Here is a 13,899-nt window from a genome sequence, read left to right as displayed (position 1 = left end):
ATTGCGTCCCGTTGGACTGACTTTGGGTTCCTATACACGCTTGGGTCGGTTTTGTCGAAGTCTGCTTTTGATATCTGAAGTCTATTTCCGTTTAGATAAGAGCGCGTCATTGCGAGCGTAGCGAAGCAATCCAGAACCACTCGCGCTGCTCTGGATTGCCGCGTCGCTTCGCTCCTCGCAATGACGACTTAATGTAAACTAGGCCGATCCTTAATCAATCAAGCACATACAGCCCCGGTGCCGCTTCTTTGGGTGGATTGGCCTTGCTGCCCAGCGTTGTGGGCGCGGCAATCTCCTTGCCGGAGCGTGCCTGTACCCATTCCATCCAATAGGGCCACCAGCTGCCTTTGACCTCTTCGGTCCCTGACAGCCATTTATCGACGTCGGCAGGCGGTTTTTTCTGCTTGGTGGGGGTATTGCCCTTGGTCTTGAAATATTTCGCCTTGGGGTTGGTCGGCGGGTTGAGAATCGCCTGCATATGGCCTGATTGCGACAGCACAAATTCGATATTCTTTGAGCCGAACAGCTGGGTCGAGCGATAGCAGGCGCGCCATGGCGTGATATGGTCGGTAACGCCGCCAAGGATAAACAGATCATTGTCGACCTTGCTGATGTCAACCTTGTGATCGACCATTTCCACCTCGCCATGATTGACGAAAGCGAGCGTTTCAAAGATGTTGAGGAAATCGCCCATCAGGCTGGCCGAGAGATTGGTGGCATCGGCATTCCAGAACAGCACGTCGAACGCTGGCGGGTCTTCACCCATCAGATAATTGTTGATGACATAGTTCCAGATCAGGTCATTGGGACGCAGCCAGGCGAAGCCGCGCGCCAGCGAATTCCCTTCGATTACGCCCTGCCGTGAGGCGCGTTGCTTGGCGAGTTCGAGGCTGTTCTCGCTCATAAGCGATCCGGCCTCGATGTCATTCTGCTTGGGATGGAGGACACAGACCATCAGCGTCACCGCGCCGATACGCGTGTCTTTCTCTGAGGCCAGTTTGGAGAGCAGCATCGCCAATGTCTGGCCACCTGAACAGCCGCCGGAGACATTGACTTTGTCAGAGCCGGTAATCTCGCAAATCACGTCAATCGCCTCTTTGCACGAGGCGATATAGTCGGCCATATCCCAGATGCCGTGTTCCTTTTCCGGGTTGCGCCAGCTGATGACGAAGGTCTGGATGCCGTTATCGACTTGCCATTTGACCACCGATTTTTCCGGGCTGAGATCGTTAATATACATTTTGTTGATCTGCGGCGGGATAGTCAGCTGCGGCGTCTCATACACCTTCTCGGTGGTCGGCGCGTACTGGATGAGCTCCATCATATCGTTGCGATAGACGACATTGCCCTTGGAGGTGGCGACATTCTTGCCCAGCTCGAACGGCTTTTTGTCGACCTGGCTGACCATGCCATCATTATAGACCATATCGTCATAAGCATTTTTCAGGCCCTTGATCAGCGATAAGCCGCCTGAATCAATCGCCCGCTTCTGCGCCATCGGGTTGCCGATCAGGGTGTTGGTCGGGGCGAGAGAGTCAATAATGATATTGGTAATGAAATTGGCGCGGTCTTTTTCCAGCGCGTCGAGCTCCAGATCCTCAATCCAGCGCTGCATACCCTTCTGAACGGCAAGATAATATTGCGCGCCCGCCTTGAAGAACGGGTTGAACTGCCAAGCCGGGTCCATGAAGCGCTTGTCCTTGGGATGCGGCGAAAGCTCTGACTTGCCGGTAAAAATTTTCACCACATCTTCGGAAAAAGCCTGGGCATGGCGCATGGTGCGCGCCGGGTCGCTGGCGGTTTCGCGCAGCAACAGGCTGATCGCGCCAACAAAATCCTCGCGTGCCAGTCCCATTAACGGGCCAAGCGCTGTGGTGGATTGTGCCGCTTCGTCTACCAATGTGCGTGGACCCGAATTGGGGGTGGCCTGTTCGCTCATATCTCTCTCCCTTTATGTCGCGCTGTTGCGCTTGTCTGTTCTATGTGTTGGTCTTTATCCGATTCCCTCGGAATTGCTACTGTGTGATTGCAATCGGGCTCATGCCCAGGCCGTCGCCCTTTTCCCCTACGGCGAAACGACGCAGCAGCTTGCCGCTGGCAAAGTCTATCTCAGCGATCGTGTTCTGTCCGGTTTCCGCCAGATAGAGCCGCTTGCCATCGGGTGAGAAGATTACCGTCACCTGAGCCGCCTCGCGCTCACCACTAACGGTTATCGAGCGCACCCGTTCCTTTGTGGCTGTATCATAAACACTGACGCCGCCATCGACCAGATCGGAGGTCACCGCATATTTGCCATCGGGGCTAATGGCGAGGCGCAGCGGGAAGCGACCCGATGCGATCTTGGCTTTTTGCTCAAGCGTCTCGGTGTCAAAAACGAACACTTCGTCACTGCCGCGTGCCGATACCCATAGCTCTTTGCCATCGGGGCTGAGCGCTATGCCTTCCGGTTCGGTGCCGGCTACGAGATCGCTGATGTGTTTGCCCTCGGTTACATTGATGACGCTGACATTCTTGGATTGCAGATTGGCGACATAGGCCATGCTGCCGTCAGCGCTGGCCGCCAGCATATGGCTTCCTGCATTTTCGGTGGGAACGGCACTAACCGAGTGTACGAATGCCGGACAATCTTCGTTGGATTTGCAATCATGAAAGGTGATGGTGGTGAGGGTATCTGAACCTTCGGTCGTAGCCATGATGAGGTTGTCAGAAAGCCATAAGACGCCATGAGGTCGTGTATTCGGAACAAGATCGATACGCGCTAGCCGACGTCCGGTGAGCACTTTAACATCGTTTATTGAGAATATATCGATTGTCTCACCACCATAAGCAGCAACTGCGGCGAAAAGACCATTGGGCGATATCGCCACCTCATGCGGTTGCGGGCCGGTTTCGACGCGTTTGATCTCTTCTCCGCTGGCGAGATCAACAAAGCTGACCGTATCTTCGCCTTTGTTCCCGACGACCAGCGTGCCGGTTATCGATGCATCAGCTTGGGCGGGGCTATCCGGCTGGTTCGCTTGCGCGCCGCATGCAGCCAGCAAAGGTGCCAACAGCAAAGGCATAATAAGACGGAGATTGCGCCATTGGAGGAGGGCATTGCGGATCATGGCATTTTCCGAAATCTTGAACACTATTTGCCACAGTTAGCGCTCCGTAGCGATTGCGACAACATGCCGCGCGCGTCAGCTTTTGGTAAAACCCTGCCAGCCGAAATGTCAGCCGAAGATCCGCTTTCCATGCGTCACCCGGTCCGCCATCGCCATAGTGGTCAGCATCGCATTGACGCGGATACAGCTGGGCATCACGCTGGCATCGGTGACATAGACATTACTTGTGCCATGCACTTTCTGGTCGAGATCAACCACGCCCTTTTTGGGATCGCTGTTGATTGCATTGCCGCCATGCGGATGGCTGGAGGACAGCACGACGTCATCGGCTTCTTTGATATTGTCTCTAAAAAATGCATCAACGGCATCATTGTCCATGCCTTTCCAAAGCGTCTGTCCACGCAGCAATGCTGGATAGACTTCCAGCGCTCCGCCCGCGAGTTGCACTTTGGACAGCGTTGCCAATGCACGCTTGAGCGTGTTGAGCGTATGGTCATCAAGATGAAAATCGAGCTTGCCGTTTTTGAGCTCCCCGAGCCGGTCCGCCGGAAAAAGCACACCGGCAGAGGCAAGCCTGCTATAGTTGCGCATCCGCTGATAATGTTCCTCAAACCAGCCGGGGACCAGTGTCGACATACTCATGGGCGGCTGGAAATGGCTTTCGATCAGAAAATCGCCGCGATCGACATAAGTCGCCATCTGGTCCTCATCCCAGGCGTTCTGTCTCTTCTCCATAAGCGCCGGAACAGGGCAGGCGATATTGAGCGATATGCCTTCACCCGTGCCCTTTATGCGGCTGGCATCGAGGATATTGGATGAGGCGATGGTGCCAGCAGCGACAACCACGCCTTTGGTGGCGCGGATGGCTTTGCGGGTGCCGTCACGGAATTTCACCGCCACGGCATTGGCGATCCGTTCACCTGCATCATTGCGACCGTCCCAGAGGATTTCCTCAGCCTCGCATTCGGTCACGATATAGGCCGGGGTGGCGGCTTTGGTGGCATCGGCAAGCCATGTCTCGGGCGGCGCATTTTTTCGACCATAGGGGCAGCCGGTATTGCAATAGCCAGCCGAGACACAGGCCCGATCTGTGCCATAGGCGCCCCAGTTTTTGCTGAACCATTCGAGCACTGCATCCTGGTCCAGCGCATCGTTGGATGTAGGCTTATAGGCATTCCAGGCGCGGATCAGATGGGTACCATTATTGCGGCCCAAACGCTTGGCAATTGGCTTGATATCAAGGCGCGTTTCAACACGGTCATAGCTGGTGTCCAGATCTGTTCTGCTTACAGGCGCACCAAGACTCGCCCATATGTCCAGCACGTTTTCGGCTTGTGGGTGAAGCACATGATGTGGGGCTGCCCGCAGCGCAATGCCGTTATTGATGACTGGCGAACCACCGACAACCTGTCCCTGAAACACGATGATATCGCGGTTGCGTGTCGTCTGGATCGCGCCGTCGCGATAAAGGTTGGATGACATGATTTTTTCATGGGTGGTGATCCGGCTGGCCGGGAAATGCTCACCGGCCTCAAGAATCAGTACCTTATAACCGCTTGCAGCCAGATTGGCCGCGGCCACCGCACCACCTGCGCCTGATCCGATGACAATCACCTCGGCTTCAGCAGGCACAGTGCTGCTATCGAAGAAAACGGAAGGCGGCAGATCGCCAGACGTTTCCTCCACCACCGGCGGGTCTTGTGGCGCGCCCGCACGTTGTCGCGCGGTTGGCAGGGTGAAATCGAGACTCTTCAGCACCGGATTATCGGCGTTGTCTTCCTCACTGCCATGCTCGCCGCCAAGCCAATGACCATAATAACCGGCATAGATAATCCCGCGTATCCGGGCGAAATCCTGAAACAGATCAACCCGCCGGTTCTGTAGCTTTTTCTCAAATTTGCGTTTGCGTGCAGTCGGGCTGGCAAAATGGAAAAACGGTCCGCCCAGCGCGAGCCAGATAACATAAAGCGAAAGGCCGGTTTCGCATGGTTTATCCCCGTGCATCTCGGCAAACATCACCTGCAGATTGTCGACAACCTGCTGGGGGGTGATGGCCATATGGGTGCCATGAAACAGCGTCTCGGTGAACTTCTTCCAGATCTCCACCTGGGCGTCATTAAAAGGCTTTTTGGCCATCGCTACATCTCCTCAGTAGCGACCCGAAGAGAATCTGTTTCCACGTCTAACATGGTGTAACGGTTTGATTAAGGGCTTAAATCGCGGTTGTGCGGGCGGTGCATGCCTTTCCTGCTGACACATGGCGCTGACGCTGCTAACCGCTGCTGGGAAAAGGGCTATGCTGCCCGTCACAATGTTCTAGAAACCGTACATGACCGACCTATCCAAAATCCGTAATTTCTCGATTATCGCGCATATCGACCATGGCAAATCCACGCTGGCGGATCGGCTGATCCAATATACTGGCGGCCTTACCGAGCGTGAGATGGAGGCGCAGGTGCTCGACAATATGGATATCGAGAAGGAGCGCGGCATTACCATCAAGGCGCAGACGGTGCGGCTGAATTACACCGCGCAGGATGGTGAGACCTACGAATTGTCGCTGATGGACACGCCGGGACATGTCGATTTTGCCTATGAGGTGTCGCGTTCACTCGCGGCGTGTGAGGGCGCATTGCTGGTAGTTGACGCGGCGCAAGGGGTTGAGGCGCAGACTCTCGCCAATGTCTATCAGTCGATCGAGCATGACCATGAGATTTTGCCGGTGATCAACAAGATCGACTTGCCCGCCGCTGACCCCGAACGGGTTAAGGCCGAGATTGAGGATATTATCGGCCTGCCTGCGGATGAAGCCGTCCATGCCAGCGCCAAATCGGGCATTGGCATTCAGGATATTCTCGAGCAGATCGTCACCAAAATCCCGCCGCCCTCTGGCGACCGCGCTGCGCCGCTCAAGGCGATGCTGGTCGATAGCTGGTATGATCCGTATCTCGGCGTGGTCATCCTTGTCCGGGTGATGGATGGCATGCTCAAAAAAGGCGAGCGCATCAAATTTATGCAGGCCGGGAGCGAGCATCTGGTCGATCGCGTCGGCTGTATGCGGCCCAAGATTGAGCATCTCGAAGAGCTGGGGCCGGGCGAAATCGGCTTTATCACTGCGCAGATCAAAGAGGTCAGTCAGACCGCTGTCGGTGACACCATCACCACGGTGAAAAACGGTGCGGACGAACCGCTGCCGGGCTTTAAGGAAGTCCAGTCGGTGGTGTTCTGCGGCCTGTTCCCGGTGGATGCTGCCGATTTCGAGAAACTACGCGAGAGCATCTCCAAGCTGCGGCTGAATGATGCCAGCTTCACCTTTGAGATGGAAACCAGCGCTGCGCTGGGGCAGGGCTTCCGCTGCGGCTTTCTCGGGCTGCTGCATCTGGAGATTATTCAGGAACGCCTCACCCGCGAATATGATCTTGACCTGATTACCACCGCGCCGTCGGTGGTCTATAAAGTCACCATGACCGATGGCGAGGAAATCCATCTGCACAATCCCGCCGATATGCCCGATGTCGTCAAGATCGCTGAGATTGAGGAGCCATGGATTGAGGCGGTGATCTATTGCCCCGATGAATATCTCGGCAGCATTTTGAAACTCTGTCAGGACCGGCGCGGTATCCAGAAGAACCTAACCTATGTCGGCGACCGCGCGCAGGTGACCTATGAACTGCCGCTCAATGAAGTGGTGTTTGACTTTTATGATCGCCTGAAATCGATCAGCCGCGGCTATGCCAGCTTTGACTATGAGCAGATCGGCCTCCGCGCTGGCCATCTGGTGAAGATGAATGTGCTGGTCAATTCAGAGCCGGTTGATGCGCTGAGTATGATTGTTCACCGCGATGCTGCAGAAGCACGAGGGCGGCATATGTGCGAGCGGCTGAAAGACCTGATCCCGCGCCACCTGTTCAAAATTCCGGTGCAGGCCGCAATTGGCGGCAAGGTTATCGCCCGCGAAACCATCAGTGCGATGCGCAAGGACGTTACCGCCAAATGCTATGGCGGCGATATCAGCCGCAAGAAGAAGCTGCTGGAAAAGCAGAAAAAAGGCAAAGCCAAGATGCGCGAATACGGCAATGTCGCCATCCCCCAAGAAGCGTTTATCGCGGCATTGAAGATGGGGGATGATAACTAAGCGTCATAGCTAACGCAAAACTACATCCATTATGGATGTAGTGAGGGAAGTGATAGGCTTCCCAATTGAGTGATGTTATCGAAGGTAAAGCCATGTAACGCAGGGGCATGGCTTGGCATATTGCTGGATTTCAGATGAAGGTATCGGCGCGCCGCAATGGCTGTGTGATCTGGCATCTCGCGACAAGCTGATAGACTTGGAATGGCGGCAGCCATTACCGCTCGAAGCGCGGCTCGTGGTTCTCGATGGAAGCCTATGCAGCCACGCCTTTGATTGGCTGCGCGCAGGCGATGCAGAGCTGCGGCCCCGTCCCATAATCGTGGCGAATGTCGCGCGGGCGGCAGACCGCGTTGGTGTGTTGCGTGCGGGTGCCGATGAGGTGTTGCCGCCGGATATGGACAGTCTGGAAGCACGGGCGCGTGCCGAGCGGATACTCGCCCTCTACAAGACATTGGTCGCAAGTCACCAAAGCATAACGCAATATGGCACATTGCATTTCGACCACATGCAGCAGAGATTGTGGCGTGAGGACATAGCCATAACTGTTACGCGCCGGGAATTTGCGCTGTTGGCTTATCTCGCAAAGGCTGACGGTCGCCCTGTACCCAAGCAGGAACTGCACGCGGTGATCTTCAATCTGAGCTTTGACCCTTGCACCAATGCACTGGCGGTGCATATCTATCGCTTGCGCAAAAAGCTCCAACAGGGTTTTATCACGCCGATACTGCATACCGTGGAGGGGCAGGGCTATGCTTTGGTGCGAGATCATGCATCAAGCGGGCCTATAGGAGAGCAAAATCATGTCAGAAACCGAGTCATCCATGCTTGACCTCTATTTCGCGCCGACGCCGAACGGCTGGAAAATCTCGATCATGCTTGAAGAGTGCGGGTTGGCCTACAACGTGAAGCCGGTGAATATCGGCACCGGAGAGCAGTTTGCGCCGGATTTTCTGAAGATCAGCCCGAACAACCGTATCCCGGCATTGGTCGATCATGCTCCAAAAAGCGGGGAAGGGCCGCTGTCGATTTTCGAGACCGGGGCGATCCTGCTCTATCTCGCCGAAAAGACTGGCCAGTTTTTGCCAACCGATCCTGGTGGCCGTTATGGCGTGATCCAGTGGCTGATGTGGCAAATGGGCGGGCTGGGGCCGATGCTCGGCCAGCATGGCCATTTCGCGCTCTATGCACCGGAGAAAATTCCCTATGCGATTGACCGATACCGCCGCGAGACCGAGCGGCTTTATGGTGTGCTGGACCGGCAATTGGCAGACAATGAACATGTTGCGGGCGCGGATTATTCGATTGCCGATATGGCGTGTTTCCCATGGGTGCAGACCTATAAGCGGCAGGGGATTGATCTGGCTGGCAACTTTCCAAATGTGCGGCGTTGGTATGATGCGTTGAAAGAGCGTCCGGAGTTGCGGCGCGGCATGGCTTTGGGGCGCGAGGCGCTCAATCGTAATCCTCAGGAAGATGCCGAGGCGCGGAAGCATTTATTTGGGTTGAAGGATTGAGCAAGCATAACCCGTTCATGTCGAGCGAAGTCGAGACATCAGGCCAGAAACACAGGTCTCTCGACTACGCTCGAGACGAACGGAAGAGAGGATAATTACATGACCGCAAAACTGGAGTTTTTCTTCGACCTTTCATCGCCATGGACCTGCTTGGCCTTCCACAATATCCAGCCGATACTCGATGACACCGGCGCGGAGATAACATGGCGACCGATTCTCGTTGGTGGAGTGTTTAATGCGGTCAATCAGGCGGTCTATGCCAGCCGCGAGGATATGACCGGGCCAAAGATGCGGCATTATGGCAAGTCGCTGAAAGACTGGGCTGCATTGGCGGGCGTGCCGATGCATTTCCCGTCACCCTGGCACCCGGTGCGCTCGGTGCATGCGATGCGCGCCTGTACCGCCTTGGCCGACGATCAGCAGGCACTGCATCGCTTTGCCAAGGGCTGTTTTGATGCCTATTTCGGGCCGGATCAGCGCAATCTTGACGATCCCAATGTCCTCAGCGCCATTGCCAGCAATCGCGGTCTGGACGGCCCGGCGCTGATTGCCCAGACACAGGATCAGGCAGTCAAAGACAAACTCCGCGCTACCACCGAGGAACTGATCGAGCGCGGCGGCTATGGCTCGCCGACCATCTTTGTGAATGGCGATGATATGTATTTTGGCAATGACCAGTTGCCGCTGGTCGAACGGGCGATTAGGGTCGCCAGCGCATCATAAAGAGGATTCCCGAAAATGTCAGAACGCGTCACCATTTCCGTTGCCGATCATATTGCCGATGTCCGCTTCAACCGGCCCGACAAGCTCAATGCGCTGGACAAGGCGCAGCTTGAAGCGATTGCCGAAGTCGGCGATACGCTGGCGGCGATGGACGGCATCCGCGCAGTGGTGCTGTCGGGCGAGGGCAAGGGCTTTTGCGCCGGTCTCGATATGGCGAGCTTTACCGAACCGGCGACCACCAGCAGCTTGATCGAACGCTCCCATGGCAATGCCAATCTCTATCAACATGTTGTGCTGCAATTCCGCCAGATCGCCGCGCCGGTGATCGCCGCGGTGCATGGCGCCTGTATCGGCGGTGGCCTGCAATTGGCGAGTGCGGCGGATATCCGCTTTGTCACCCCTGATGCCAAACTGTCGATCATGGAAATGCGCTGGGGCCTGATCCCCGATATGGGCAGTTTCACCACATGGCGCAGCTTTGTCCGCGATGATGTGTTGCGCGAGCTGACCTATACCAACCGCATCTTCTCTGGCGAAGAGGGCAAGGAACTGGGTTTTGTGACGCATCTCTCAGAAAACCCACATGAAGACGCGATGGCGCTGGCCAAAGAGATTGCGAGCCGTAACCCCGATGCGGTGCAGGCATCGAAGCGGTTGATAAACAAACTGCCCGATATGACGGCGGATGAGATTCTGATGATGGAATCCGAGGAACAACAGAAAATCGGCCGCACCCCCAATCAGGTTGAGGCGGTCATGGCGTTTATGCAGAAGCGCGCCGCGAATTTTGTCGACTGATCCCATGGCCACCAACCCTTCGGTCACGCCCGACGACAAAATCTATATCTCTGCCGATCAGCTGCTCAGCGACTCCTATCGGCTGGGTATGCAGATATTGGAGAGCGGCTTTGCGCCGACACATCTGGTGGGCATCTGGCGGGGCGGCGCGCCGGTGGGCATTGCGGTGCAGGAGCTGTTGGAATTTCACGGGCAGGAGAGCGATCATATCGCCATTCGCACGTCCTCCTATATGGGCATCGACAAAAGGCGGGCAGGGGTGCGTGTGTTTGCGCTTGGCTATCTGATCGATACGCTGGGGCCGGATGATCGGCTGCTGCTGATCGACGATGTGTTCGACACCGGGCGTAGTATTGAAGCCCTGATTGCCGAGCTTTCCAAGCGCTGTCGCTACAACATGCCGCGCGAGACCCGGGTGGCGACGGTCTACTATAAGCCCTCGCGCAACGAGACTGATCTCGTGCCCGATTTCTATGTGCACGAGACCGAGGAATGGCTGATCTTCCCGCATGAACTGATAGGCTTGACCTCTGCCGAAATCGCGGCGCACAAGGCCGATGCCGATATCATCCTGAAGGACACATAATGACCGGATTTGCTTCTTCTGAAGAACGCGACGCTTTTATCGCTGGCCTGCCCAAGGCCGAATTGCATCTGCATATTGAGGGCTCATTAGAGCCGGAACTGATGTTCGCGCTGGCGCAGCGCAACAAGGTGGATATCCCGTTCGCTTCGGTCGAAGAGGTTCGCGTCGCCTATGATTTCTCCAATCTTCAGGACTTTCTCGATATCTATTATCAGGGCATGGGCGTATTGATCGAGGAACAGGATTTTTACGACCTGACCATGGCCTATCTGCAGCGCGCCAAGGCGGACAATGTGCGCCATGTCGAGATTTTCTTTGACCCCCAGGGCCATACCGAGCGCGGCGTCGCGTTTGAGACGGTGATCAGCGGGATTACCCGCGCACTGGCCGATGGTGAGCGCGATCTGGGTATCAGCTATCGGCTGATCATGTGCTTTTTGCGGCATCTGTCGGAAGAAGACGCCTTTGCTACACTGGAAGAAGCAATGCCGTATCTTGGGAAGATTGATGGCGTCGGACTGGACTCCTCTGAAGTTGGCCATCCGCCCAGCAAATTTGAGCGCGTCTTTGCCAAATGTCGCGAGCTGGGTTTAAAAGTCGTCGCGCACGCCGGCGAAGAAGGCCCGCCCGAATATGTCCATGAAGCGCTGGACCTGCTGAAAGTCGACCGGATCGATCATGGTAACCGTGCGCTGGAGGATGATACACTGATCACGCGGCTGGCGGATGAGGGCATGTGCCTGACTGTGTGCCCGCTCTCCAATCTCAAGCTTTGTGTTATCGATGATATTCACGACCATCCGATCAAGACAATGCTCGACCATGGTATAAAGGCGACGGTCAATGCCGATGATCCGAGCTATTTTGGCGGCTATGTGAATGATAATTTTCGTGCCGTTACCGAGGCGCTGAACCTTGATCGCGACCATCTGCTGACATTGGCGAGGAACAGCTTTACCGGGTCATTTTTGGATGAGGTCGATAAGGAACGGCATGTGGCGGCGGTTTCAGAATATGCTGCGTAATATTCTCACACGAATCTAACCATGTCGTCGGCCCCGCGAAGGCGGGGCCAGGGCTAAATTTGTTCACGCGGAGACGCGGAGGCGCGGAGGACTTGATACTTTATGCAAGTCTCTCCGCGCCTCCGCGTCTCCGCGTGAGTTAAAAATAAGAAGTCTGATCCCCGCCTTCGCAGTGTCAATGGGAGAGGTCGCAGTTTAAGTCCGGTTCACCAGCAGGCTCTCAAACTCGGCGCGTAGTTCGTCAGTTATGGGCACCGGACCATTTTTGTCCGTCAGCACAATGGTAGTGATACAGGTAGCAACACAGCCATGCGCCTGAAACGCGCCGGATGCGATATCCCAGCTTGAAGAGCCGATGCGGCTGATCCCGCTGGTGATCGTAATATGCTCGGGAAAAAACGCCTCGGCGACATAGTTGATGCTAACTGCCGCAATTAGCCAGCGTTGCCCGGACTTGCGCCGTTCTGATTTCAGCGAATGGTTGAACAGCCCGCGACCATGCTCGAACAGCCCGGCCATTTTCACATTGTTGATATGCCCGAGCACGTCGAGATCGGCAAAGCGAGTCTCGGTGGAGTGTGAAAAGGGATAGTTGGCTTGGGTTAGCTGCCAGCTTTCGGCTTTGGGCATATGGTTCTCCTCCTTCTCCCTTGAGGGGAGAAGGATATGGAGCCTTTCGCCTTCAGGCGTTAGGCGGAATTGGATGAGGGTGAGGGGGTATGAGAAATGGCACACCCTCTCTCAACTGCGACTAAGGCGCTGCGCGCCCAAGTCTTCGTATCTCTCTCCCTTGAAGGGAGGGAGAATGGCAGCCTTAAAGCGACCGGCCAATCAGCTCTTTCATGATCTCATTGGTGCCGCCGAAGATGCGGGTGACGCGGGCGGCGCGCCAGGCGCGGGCGATGGGATACTCGTTCATATAGCCAGCACCGCCATGCAGTTGCAGGCACTTATCCATCATTTCCCATTGTAGCTCGGTGTGCCACAGCTTGGCTGCTGCGCCTTCTTCGGGGGTCAGTTCTTTCTTGTTGTGCCGCGCCAATGCCCAGTCGAGATGCGCCCATCCGACCTGCAGCTTGGTTTTGAGGTCAGCGAGGACGAAGCGGGTATTCTGGAAATTGAACACCGGCTTGCCAAAAGCCTTGCGGTCTTTGACGAAGGCGACGGTGTCATCATAGGCTTTCTGTGCTGATGCCTGCGCCGAAACGGCGATCGACAGACGTTCTTGCGGCAATTCGCTCATCAGATAGATAAAGCCTTTGCCCTCTTCGCCGAGACAGTTGGTCATCGGTACGCGGACATCGTTGAAGAATAATTCCGAGGTATCAGCGGCGTCCTGACCGATCTTGTCGAGATTGCGGCCACGCTCAAAGCCTTCGCGGTCGCTTTCGACCAGAATGATCGACACGCCCTGCCATGCCGGATCGGCATCGGGGTCGGTCTTGGCGCAGACCAGCACCAGATCGGCATTCTGGCCATTGGTGATGTAGGTTTTGCTGCCATTGACGACATAGTGGTTGCCGTCCTTTTTGGCGGTGGTGCGGATGCCCTGCAGGTCGGAGCCGGTGCCCGGCTCAGTCATGGCGATGGCCGTGATCGTCTCGCCGGACACAAGGCGCGGCAGCCATTTCTGCTTCTGCTCCTCACTGCCATATTGCACGATATAGTTGACCACAATGTCCGACTGAAGCGAGAAACCCAGCGGCGACCCGCCATGATAAGCCGCTTCCTCATTGACGATGGCGTTATAGCCAAAGTCTAGGCCGAGACCGCCATATTCTTCCGGGACGGTGGGGCAGAGCAGGCCGAGCTCACCCGCCTTGGGCCAAAGCTCTTTCGGGACCAGCTTGTCCTCGTCCCACTGCACCGCATTAGGCGCAACCTCTTCCTGCATGAAGCGGCGCACAGTTGAACGAAACGCCTCATGGTCTTCATTATAGGCGGTGCGGGAAAGGGCATCGAGAGACATATCAGGCATCCTTTATTGGTTATCGCTTGGCAGGCATGGATG

12 protein-coding genes are annotated in these 13,899 nt (G+C 56.0%); 7 read left to right on the top strand and 5 right to left on the bottom strand.

The window, feature by feature from the left end:
- Window positions 1-214: 214 nt before the first annotated feature.
- From RB602_RS11060 to RB602_RS11050, 3 genes are all read right to left on the bottom strand, one after another.
- Window positions 215-1,939, bottom strand: coding sequence for a PHA/PHB synthase family protein (locus RB602_RS11060; protein WP_317080630.1), 1,725 nt, complete (start codon window positions 1,937-1,939; stop codon window positions 215-217).
- A 76-nt stretch (window positions 1,940-2,015) separates the two neighbouring features.
- The gene (locus RB602_RS11055) at window positions 2,016-3,107 is read right to left on the bottom strand and encodes a beta-propeller fold lactonase family protein (RefSeq protein WP_317080629.1); all 1,092 of its coding nucleotides are present in this window, start codon (window positions 3,105-3,107) and stop codon (window positions 2,016-2,018) included.
- A gap of 108 nt (window positions 3,108-3,215) precedes the next feature.
- The gene (locus tag RB602_RS11050) at window positions 3,216-5,243 is read right to left on the bottom strand and encodes a GMC family oxidoreductase N-terminal domain-containing protein (RefSeq protein WP_317080628.1); all 2,028 of its coding nucleotides are present in this window, start codon (window positions 5,241-5,243) and stop codon (window positions 3,216-3,218) included.
- A gap of 193 nt (window positions 5,244-5,436) precedes the next feature.
- On the opposite strand from RB602_RS11050, the gene lepA reads away from it, so the two are divergent.
- From lepA to RB602_RS11015, 7 genes are all read left to right on the top strand, one after another.
- The gene (lepA, locus tag RB602_RS11045; RefSeq protein ID WP_317080627.1) at window positions 5,437-7,242 is read left to right on the top strand and encodes a translation elongation factor 4; all 1,806 of its coding nucleotides are present in this window, start codon (window positions 5,437-5,439) and stop codon (window positions 7,240-7,242) included.
- A gap of 112 nt (window positions 7,243-7,354) precedes the next feature.
- Window positions 7,355-8,071: a winged helix-turn-helix transcriptional regulator gene (locus tag RB602_RS11040; RefSeq protein WP_317080626.1), complete on the top strand. Its 717-nt coding sequence runs from the start codon at window positions 7,355-7,357 to the stop codon at window positions 8,069-8,071.
- Window positions 8,064-8,756 (top strand): glutathione binding-like protein, encoded by a 693-nt coding sequence (locus RB602_RS11035; RefSeq protein ID WP_317084510.1) that lies wholly within the window; start codon window positions 8,064-8,066, stop codon window positions 8,754-8,756. The genes RB602_RS11040 and RB602_RS11035 overlap by 8 nt, the downstream gene beginning before the upstream one ends.
- Window positions 8,757-8,855: 99 nt before the next feature.
- Complete coding sequence (locus RB602_RS11030) at window positions 8,856-9,479, top strand: 2-hydroxychromene-2-carboxylate isomerase (RefSeq protein ID WP_317080625.1); 624 nt, start codon at window positions 8,856-8,858, stop codon at window positions 9,477-9,479.
- Window positions 9,480-9,494: 15 nt separating this feature from the next.
- On the top strand, window positions 9,495-10,277 hold the full coding sequence (locus RB602_RS11025) for a crotonase/enoyl-CoA hydratase family protein (protein ID WP_317080624.1): 783 nt from the start codon (window positions 9,495-9,497) through the stop codon (window positions 10,275-10,277).
- Between the two features lie 4 nt (window positions 10,278-10,281).
- Window positions 10,282-10,863 carry a phosphoribosyltransferase gene (locus RB602_RS11020; protein ID WP_317080623.1) on the top strand — a complete coding sequence of 194 codons (582 nt, stop codon included), beginning with the start codon at window positions 10,282-10,284 and terminating at the stop codon, window positions 10,861-10,863.
- Window positions 10,863-11,888 carry an adenosine deaminase gene (locus RB602_RS11015; protein WP_317080622.1) on the top strand — a complete coding sequence of 342 codons (1,026 nt, stop codon included), beginning with the start codon at window positions 10,863-10,865 and terminating at the stop codon, window positions 11,886-11,888. Before RB602_RS11020 ends, RB602_RS11015 begins: the two co-directional genes overlap by 1 nt.
- 195 nt (window positions 11,889-12,083) lie before the next feature.
- On the opposite strand, the gene RB602_RS11010 is transcribed toward RB602_RS11015, so the two are convergent.
- On the bottom strand, window positions 12,084-12,518 hold the full coding sequence (locus RB602_RS11010; RefSeq protein WP_317080621.1) for an acyl-CoA thioesterase: 435 nt from the start codon (window positions 12,516-12,518) through the stop codon (window positions 12,084-12,086).
- Window positions 12,519-12,702: 184 nt separating this feature from the next.
- Window positions 12,703-13,857 (bottom strand): acyl-CoA dehydrogenase family protein, encoded by a 1,155-nt coding sequence (locus RB602_RS11005; protein ID WP_317080620.1) that lies wholly within the window; start codon window positions 13,855-13,857, stop codon window positions 12,703-12,705.
- Between the last annotated feature and the right edge of the window lie 42 nt (window positions 13,858-13,899).

It is taken from the genome of Parasphingorhabdus sp. SCSIO 66989 (assembly GCF_032852305.1).
GTDB lineage: Bacteria > Pseudomonadota > Alphaproteobacteria > Sphingomonadales > Sphingomonadaceae > Alterisphingorhabdus > Alterisphingorhabdus coralli.
Note: the sequence above shows the minus strand (reverse complement) of the source record. Positions and strands in the feature narration are given on the sequence as shown.